This is a genomic window from Dietzia maris (genome assembly GCF_014144855.1).
Lineage (GTDB): Bacteria > Actinomycetota > Actinomycetes > Mycobacteriales > Mycobacteriaceae > Dietzia > Dietzia kunjamensis.
Genome location: NZ_JAALDN010000337.1, coordinates 1 through 6,685 on the forward strand (window position 1 = coordinate 1; position 6,685 = coordinate 6,685).

The following is a 6,685-nucleotide window of genomic DNA, read 5'->3' on the forward strand; positions in this document are numbered from 1 at the left end:
CCATGAACGCGTCCTTGGCCAGGGACATGCCCTCCTGGCTGGGGCGGATGCCGTCGGCCTCGGTCATGGTGGGGTTGCGGAAGTACATCGCGAGCAGGCCGGCGGAGAAGACGCCGAGGGCGGCGCCGGCGATCTGGCGGGGCACGACCGGGGTGAGGAGGGCGGCGCCGATGCCGATCTCGGAGTAGGCGACGAACTTGCCGAAGGAATCGGGATCCATGTTGTTCACGGCGGGCACGCCCGTCGCGGCGAAGCCCTGCAGGCCCTGGGCGGCCTCGGTCGGCATGCCGCGCTTGCTCAGGCCGGAGTTGAGGACGAAGGCCCCGGTGACTCCACGGAGGATGGCGTTGGACAGACTCACTGTGTTTCTCCCTCTGGTGCGGTGACGGTCGACGATATCGAGGTTGTTGATACGACACTTTGGTGACGTGACATCAAAGAGGGTAACGCACAGAGCGGCGTCCGTAATCCCGCGGGGGGACGGCCGGGCCGGATGCGGGGGAGGCCCGGTGGTGGGAAGGTGCTTGGTATGAGTACGAGCAGCCGCGACATCACCGACAAGCCCCACACGGATGCCGACCCCGACACCGGCAAGCCCCAGTCGCCCACCAAGCTCACCGGCGGAGCCTGGAAAGTCGGCCTCAAACGCGCCGCAGGGGAGTTCTCCAAGGACAACTGCACCGACCTCGCGGCGTCGCTCACCTACTTCGCCGTTCTCTCGTTGTTCCCGGCGCTTCTCGCCGTGGTCTCGCTGCTCGGTGTGTTCGGCCAGGGGCAGGCCACGGTCGACGCGGTGATGGGCCTCGTCGAGGGCTCGGTACCGGAGCAGACCCTCAACGAACTCCGAGGGCCGATCGAGGGACTGGTCAACACTCCGGCCGCCGGGATCGCCCTGATCACCGGTATTCTCGGCGCGCTCTGGACGGCCTCCGGATACGTGGGCGCGTTCGGTCGCGCCATGAACCGCATCTACGAGGTCGAGGAGGGGCGCCCCTTCTGGAAGCTCAAGCCCCTGATGATCCTGCTCACCGCCGTGCTGCTGATCCTGGTCGCCCTGGCCGGCGTGATGTTGGTCGTCAGCGGGCCGATCGCCGAGTGGGTGGGGGACCTCATCGGTCTCGGCTCGACGGCGGTCACCGTCTGGGGCATCGCCAAGTGGCCGGCGCTGGTCCTCGTCGTCGTCGTCATCCTCGCGGTCCTCTACGGGTTCGCCCCCAACGTCAAGCAGCCCAAGTTCCGCTGGATCTCGCTCGGCGCGGTGGTCGCGCTGGTGGTGTGGGGCCTCGCGACCGTCGGCTTCTTCTTCTACGTGTCCAACTTCGGCAGCTACAACGCGACCTACGGTTCGCTGGCCGGCGTCATCGTCTTCCTGCTCTGGCTGTGGATCACCAACAACGCGTTCCTGTTCGGTGCCGAGGTCGACGCCGAGATGGAGCGTGCCCGTGAGCTCCAGGCCGGCATGCACGCCGAGGAGAACATCCAGCTCCCGCCGCGCGACACCACCGCCAGCGACAAGGCGGCGGAGAAGCAGCAGAAAGCCATCGACGAGGCCGCGGACGTCCGACGTGAGGCCCAGGTCGAGCAGGCCCGCCACGGCGACTGACCACCGCCCGGCTCCGACGGGATCGCCGGTGGGCGCGGCGTCCGCCGCACGCTGAGCCCGAGAGGACACAATCGGTGCATGAGCACTCCGGGCGGGCCCTTCGCGATTGGTCGCAGACGGTTGCGCACCGTCGGGATGGTATTCACGCGGTCGGTGTCGGAGTTCCTGCGTGATCGGGGACCCGACCTCGCCGGGTCGCTGACCTTCTACGGGGTGCTCTCGCTGTTCCCGGCGATCCTGGTCGTGGTCTCACTTCTGGGCGTGTTCGGTCAGGGTGACCGGACTGTCGACGCGGTCATGGGCATGCTCTCGGACGTCGCCCCGCCGGAGATCCTGGACCCGGTGCGCGGACCGATAGAGACGCTGGTGACCACGCCTGCCGCCGGGACCGCGCTGATCGTCGGCACGGTGGTGGCGTTGGCGTCGGCCTCGCGGTATGTCTGGGCGCTCGGTCGCGCGATCAACGCGGTCTTCGGGGTGGAGGAGGGGCGTCCGCTGTGGCGGCTGTTGCCCGCCGGGGTCCTGCTGACCGCCCTGCTCATCCTCCTGGTGGCGGTCGGCGGGCTGGCGCTGGTGTTCACCGGGCCGGTGGCGGAGACGGTAGGCGGCTGGATCGGACTGGGGGACACGGCGCTGGCGGCGTGGGAGATCGCCAAATGGCCGGCGGGGCTGGTCTCGGCGATCCTCGCATTGGCGATTCTCTACCGGTTCGCACCGAACGTCACGGGACGCAAGATCCACTGGGTGTCGCTCGGGGCGGTGGCGGCCCTGGCGATCATCGGAGGGGCCACGGCGGGGTTCGGCTATTTCGTCTCCCGGTTCGGCAACTTCAATGAGGTGTACGGGCCGCTCGCCGGGGTGATCGTGTTCCTGCTGTGGTTGTGGCTGGTCAACATGGCGGTGGTGTACGGCGCCCGCCTGGACGCGGAGGTACTGCGCGTGCGGCAGCTGCGCGCCGGGATCCCCGCAGAGGAGGCGGTCCGGGTGACCCCGCGCGACAACTCGGCCTTTGAGGCGCACAACCGACGCCGCGCCAAGATGCTCGCCGCGTACCGCGAGCTGCGGCGTGAGGACACCGACTCCCGAACCGTAGACGCCGAGCCCGCCGACACCGAGCCCGCCGACACCGAGCCCGCCGACGCGCAGAAGTAGCGCGCGGGAGGGAGGTAGGGTGCCGACAGTGTCTGATCGAGACCGAGACCCCGGACCGAAACCCGCAGAGGGCGTGCCGGAGGGCCCCGCCTCCGGCACGCGACCGGAGATCTGGCGGCTGGACCACCCGCAGTACGGCAGGCTCGAGTTCGCTGTCGGCCGATCCGACGAGGTGCACGCGGTCGACCCCGGTTACCCCCTCCGGCGCAAACCCGAGGGGGAGACGGCAGGGTCCTCGCCACTGCAGAGCCCTGCCTGCGCGCTCCTGAGGGACGGGGTGACGGTGGCCAGGGCGCGGCAGATCAGTGACACGAAGCTCTCGCTCGACGCGGACCCGCCCGAGCCGGGCGAGCACAGCACCGCGGCCGCGTCCGTCTCCGGCCCGCGAGTGCAGGTACGGACCAGCATCACGGACACCGCTGTGCGGCAGGTGGTCTTCCGCGAGGGCAGGGACGTCGTCCACTTCGATCCACCGCCGGGCTCTGCGGCGGAGGCGAGGCAGGACGCGATCGCGGCCTCGCCGTGGAAGCGCGTGGCCTATCCCGTCGCGGCCGGTCTGGGCCGGTCCGGGTGGGCCATCGCCGTGCTCGTCCTACTGCCGCTGATCGGCCGGGTCCTCGAACCGGTCGTCGAGTGGATCCTCGAGCGGCTCCCGGACATCGACCTCCCGTGGCCGGACATCTCCCTGCCGACCATCCCGTGGCCCGACATCACCCTGCCGTCGATCTCGTTGCCCGAGGTCACGGTGCCGGGGTGGCTCGAGTTCATGCTTGAGTACAGCAAGGTGTGGGTGCCGCTCGTGGCGGGCGTCGTGATCGCGGTGCTGGCGGTGAGGCACTCGCGGCGGTCGAGGGCGATCAAGCGACGGTGGGAGGCGGGCAGGCACGAGGACCCGGCAGGCGACGACCCGGCAAGCTACGAGCCCTCGGGCGACGACTGAGCCGGGCGGTAGGGTTGAACCCATGCGCCTCGTCGTCACCGGGGGAGCCGGGTTCATCGGCGCCAACTTCGTCCACACCGCGGTCCGCGAGTACCCGGACGCCCACGTCACGGTGCTGGATTCCATGACGTACGCCGCCAACCGCGCCAACCTGAAGGGGTTGCCCGACGAGCGGGTGGAGTTGGTCGAGGCGGACTGCGCGGACCCGGCGGTCACCGACCGGCTGGTCGCCGAGCTGACGGGGCCGGACGACGCCGTCCTGCACTTCGCCGCGGAGAGCCACAACGACAATTCGCTGGCCACCCCCTGGCCCTTCCTGCACTCCAACATCGTCGGCACCTACGCCGTACTCGAGGCGTGCCGGCGGCACGACGCGCGCCTGCATCACGTGTCGACGGACGAGGTGTACGGTGACCTGCAGCTCGATGATCCGGCCAAGTTCACCCCGGACACGGCGTACAACCCGTCGAGCCCGTACTCGGCCACCAAGGCCGGGGCCGACATGCTCGTGCGCGCGTGGGTCCGCAGTTTCGGGGTGCGGGCCACCATCAGCAACTGCTCGAACAACTACGGGCCGTTCCAACACGTCGAGAAATTCATCCCGCGTCAGATCACCAACATCCTGGACGGTCGCCGGCCCCGCCTCTACGGCAGTGGGGCCAATGTGAGGGATTGGATCCATGTCGACGACCACAACGCGGCGGTCCTGCGCATCCTGGCCGCGGGCGAGCCGGGCCGGACGTACCTCATCGGCGCGGACGGCGAACATTCGAACCTGCAGGTGATGCAGATGATCTGCGACCTCATGGGGGTCGCCGGCAGCGACGGGGGAAACGGGGCCGGCACCGGGGGGGATCCCGGTTTCGATCACGTCACCGACCGGCCGGGCCACGACCTGCGGTATGCCATCGACGCCACCGCCACCCGCGAGGAACTGGGCTGGGAGCCGCGGCACACCGACCTGCGCGAGGGCCTGCAGCAGACGATCGAGTGGTACGCCGCCCACCGCGACTGGTGGGAGCCGGTCAAGGAGCGCGTCGAGGCGAAGTACGCGCGTACGGAGACGGTGCTGTGAAGGGCATCGTCCTGGCCGGCGGCAGCGGCACCCGGTTGAGCCCGCTCACCCTGGCGACGAGCAAGCAGTTGATGCCAGTCTACGACAAGCCGATGATCTACTACCCGCTGTCCACGCTCATGCTGGCGGGGATCCGGGAGATCCTCATCATCACGACCCCCCAGGACGCTCCGCAGTTCCGCCGGCTGCTGGGCGACGGCAGCCAGTTCGGCATCGCCCTGAGCTATGTGGAGCAGGCGGCGCCGGAGGGGCTGGCGCAGGCGTTCGTGCTGGGTGCCGAGCACATCGGCGACGAGTCGGTGGCGTTGATCCTGGGCGACAACATCTTCTACGGACCGGGCATGGGCACGCAGCTGCGGCGCTTCGTCGAGCCCGAGGGTGGCGCCGTGTTCGCCTACCGCGTCTCCAATCCGAGCGAGTACGGGGTGATCGACTTCGACGCCGACGGCCGCGCGATCAGCCTGGAGGAGAAGCCAGAGGACCCGTCCTCCGATTTCGCCGTCCCCGGCCTCTACTTCTATAGCGCCGACGTGGTGGACGTGGCGCGCGGGCTCGGCAGGTCCGCGCGCGGCGAGTACGAAATCACCGACATCAACCGGCACTACCTGCGCGAGGGCCGACTGCAGGTGGAGGTGCTGCCACGGGGCACGGCGTGGCTGGACACGGGTACGCACGCCTCCTTACTCGACGCGGGCAACTACGTCCGCACGATCGAGGACCGGCAGGGCCTGAAGATCGGCTGCCCGGAGGAGGTGGCATGGCGGATGGGATATATCGACGACGACGAGCTCACCGTCCGCGCCCACAACCTGCGCAAATCGGGGTACGGCCTGTACCTTCTGGACATTCTGCGCCGCGAGAAGGGGCGCAACCTGTGACCGCCGGCCGGTGGCCGCGGATCCTCGCGACGGGCGGTCGCGGACAGCTCGGGCACTACCTGGACAGGCAATCGAGGCGTCAGCTCGGCGGTGGCGCGGTCGCGGTGGGCCGCGACGAGCTCGACCTCACCGACCCGGCCTCGATCGCCTCCGCCCTGGACCGTCACGCACCGGAGGTCGTGATCAACGCGGCCGCGTACACCGACGTCGATGGCGCGGAGGACGACGAGGTCACTGCGCACGCGGTCAACGCCGACGGCGTGGAATCGCTGGCCGTGGCGTGCCGCGACCGCGGGATCCGGCTGGTCCACATCAGCACCGACTACGTCTTCTCGGGCGAGGTCCCCGGCGGGGGAGACCCGGCCACCGCTCCGGCGCTCGAGCCGCACGACCCGACCGCGCCGGTGACCGCGTACGGGCGCACCAAACTCGCGGGGGAACGGGCGGCGCTGGCGGTGTACCCCGAGACGACGATCGTCCGCACCGCGTGGGTGTACACCGGCCCCGTGCGCCACGGGCAGGGGCTGCGCGGCTCGGACTTCGTCGACACCATGGTCCGCCTCGAGCGCGAGCGGGACACCCTCTCGGTGGTGGACGACCAGTGGGGTTCGCCCACCTACACGGCGCCGCTGGCCGATCAACTGCTCGGCCTCGTCGGCGGGGAGGCCTGGGGCGAGTTCGACGCGCGGGGCCTGACCCTGCACCTGGCAGGGGTAGGCCGCGCGACGTGGTTCGACCTCGCCCGGGCGGTGTTCACGTGGTTCGGCGCGGATCCCGAGCGGGTGCGACCCTGCACCACCGAGGGGTACCCACGCCCCGCCCCGAGGCCGGCCTTCTCCGTGCTCTCCGATGCCTCGTGGCGTGCCGTCGGGCTGGAGCCGATGGACGACTGGACGCAGGATCTCGTCCGCGCGATCGCCCACGAGGGCTGGATCGCCCAGCGACAGCGGGAGCGGGGCAGCCTCCCCGGGCCCGGGTCGTGAACCGGACCCGCCGCACAGTGCTCGCGGCCGGGAGCGCCGCGGTGGCGGCCGCCG

The 6,685-nt window shown here is 70.2% G+C and carries 7 protein-coding genes; 6 read left to right on the forward strand and 1 reads right to left on the reverse strand.

Going from position 1 to position 6,685, the window contains the following annotated elements:
• A partial coding sequence (locus tag G6024_RS11410) for a hypothetical protein (protein ID WP_159148740.1) occupies window positions 1–361 on the reverse strand: 361 nt, incomplete at its 3' end.
• Window positions 362–529: 168 nt separating this feature from the next.
• Here G6024_RS11410 and G6024_RS11415 point away from each other — a divergent pair.
• The 6 genes from G6024_RS11415 to rfbD all read left to right on the forward strand — a co-directional run bounded on the left by G6024_RS11415 (window position 530) and on the right by rfbD (window position 6,631).
• Complete coding sequence (locus G6024_RS11415) at window positions 530–1,603, forward strand: YihY/virulence factor BrkB family protein (protein WP_159148741.1); 1,074 nt, start codon at window positions 530–532, stop codon at window positions 1,601–1,603.
• Window positions 1,604–1,681: 78 nt separating this feature from the next.
• On the forward strand, window positions 1,682–2,755 hold the full coding sequence (locus tag G6024_RS11420; protein WP_235027876.1) for a YihY/virulence factor BrkB family protein: 1,074 nt from the start codon (window positions 1,682–1,684) through the stop codon (window positions 2,753–2,755).
• Between the two features lie 28 nt (window positions 2,756–2,783).
• A complete protein-coding gene (locus G6024_RS11425; RefSeq protein WP_159148742.1) occupies window positions 2,784–3,695 on the forward strand; it encodes a hypothetical protein in 912 nt (303 codons plus the stop codon).
• 22 nt (window positions 3,696–3,717) lie between these two features.
• Window positions 3,718–4,770, forward strand: coding sequence for a dTDP-glucose 4,6-dehydratase (gene rfbB / locus G6024_RS11430; protein WP_067716939.1), 1,053 nt, complete (start codon window positions 3,718–3,720; stop codon window positions 4,768–4,770).
• A complete protein-coding gene (gene rfbA / locus G6024_RS11435; protein WP_096906973.1) occupies window positions 4,767–5,648 on the forward strand; it encodes a glucose-1-phosphate thymidylyltransferase RfbA in 882 nt (293 codons plus the stop codon). The genes rfbB and rfbA overlap by 4 nt, the downstream gene beginning before the upstream one ends.
• Window positions 5,645–6,631: a dTDP-4-dehydrorhamnose reductase gene (gene rfbD, locus G6024_RS11440; protein ID WP_182640370.1), complete on the forward strand. Its 987-nt coding sequence runs from the start codon at window positions 5,645–5,647 to the stop codon at window positions 6,629–6,631. The genes rfbA and rfbD overlap by 4 nt, the downstream gene beginning before the upstream one ends.
• Window positions 6,632–6,685: the final 54 nt, after the last annotated feature.